The 1,453-nt window shown below is 71.9% G+C and carries 1 protein-coding gene and 1 pseudogene; both read left to right on the top strand.

Translation table 11 applies throughout. The features are described from left to right. A pseudogene (locus G6020_RS12975) lies at positions 1-615 on the top strand (multidrug transporter); the annotation flags it as partial. Positions 616-692: 77 nt separating this feature from the next. After that, the coding region (locus tag G6020_RS12980) for an oxygenase MpaB family protein (protein ID WP_182610903.1) at positions 693-1,453 on the top strand (761 nt) is incomplete at its 3' end.

Here is a 1,453-nt window from a genome sequence, read left to right on the forward strand (position 1 = left end):
GTCATGTCCACCCTGGGCGACATGCGTTTCGTGGCCACCTCCGGGCCGTTCGTGGCCCGGGTGTCGGTGTTCGTGTTCACGTTCGGTGTGCTCTTCGCGTACATCTCCGCGAGCCCGTTCATCTACCAGGACATGGTCGGCCTCTCCCCCACCGCGTACTCGGTGGCGTTCACCGTCAACGCCCTCGGCATCCTCGCCTCGAACCTGGCCGGGGCACGCCTGGTCGGCAGGTTCGCACCAGAGAGGATCCTCGCCACCGGGGTGGTCGGCATGCTCACGGCGATCGCGGTGCTCGTCGTCGTCGTCGCCCTGTCCCCCGCCGGCACCCTGGGGCTGGGACCGGTCACCGTGGGCTTCATCCTGCTGACCCTGTCGATCGGGGCGATCCTGCCCAACGCGGCAGCCCTGTCCATGCAGGCGACCCGGGGGCACTCGGGGTCCGGATCCGCGCTGCTCGGCGCTGCGCAGTTCAGCCTGGCGGCGCTCGTCGCGCCGCTCACAGGGTTCTCCGGCCCGCACTCCGCCCTGCCCATGCTCGCCGTGATGGGCGCCTGCGCACTCGTGGTCGTGGTGGCTCTCACGGCGGTGCTCCGCCGGTCGGCGCGCGCCGGGTGAGCGCTGCGGGGCGACACGACGGTCGTGGGCCGGGGGTAGGGTGACGGTCACGAGCGACCCCCGAGGTGGTGTCCGACATGCCGGTGATGACGACGACCGCGTCCCGAGCCCTGACCGGTGCCCGTCGCCGCGCCGGCCTCATGGTGCGCTCGCGGATCGCCGGTGACGACGCCGCCGAACGGCGGCAACGGATCTGGCACTCCGAGGGCGAACGGTGGAACTCACCCGGGGACGCGATCTACTCGGTGCACGGCGACGCCTCGATGTTCGCCGCCGGGCTGACCGCTCTGTTACTCCAGTCGCTGCACCCGCTGGCCATGGCCGGGGTGGCCGACCACAGCGACTACCGCGGCGACCCCTGGGGCAGACTCCAACGCACCTCGCAGTTCATCGCCACGACCACCTTCGGGACGGTCCCGGACGCCACGCAGCTCATCCGGACTATCAACGGGATGCACCGGGCGGTGGTGGGGACCGACTATCGCGGCCGACCCTACGACGCCCGCGACCCGCACCTGTTGCGGTGGGTCCACGTCGCCGAGATCTGGAGCTTCCTCGAGTGCCACCGCCTGTACGGGCGCACCGCGATGTCGGCGGAGCGACGGGACGAGTACGTGCGACAGGCGTCGCGCACCGGGATCATGCTGGGAGCCAAGGGCGTCCCGATGACCGTCGCCGAGCTCGACGCGGCCCTCGAGGAGTACCGGCCCGAGCTCGAGGCCTCCCCGGCCGCGCTCGACGCCCGGCACTTCCTGCTGAACGAGCCGCCCGTGGGGTGGACCGACAAGCCCGCCTACGCGATGCTCCGCGAGGGCGCGGTCGCGGCGCTGCCGCCCTG

The sequence above is a fragment of the Dietzia sp. B19 genome (assembly GCF_014145155.1).
GTDB classification, from domain to species: domain Bacteria; phylum Actinomycetota; class Actinomycetes; order Mycobacteriales; family Mycobacteriaceae; genus Dietzia; species Dietzia natronolimnaea.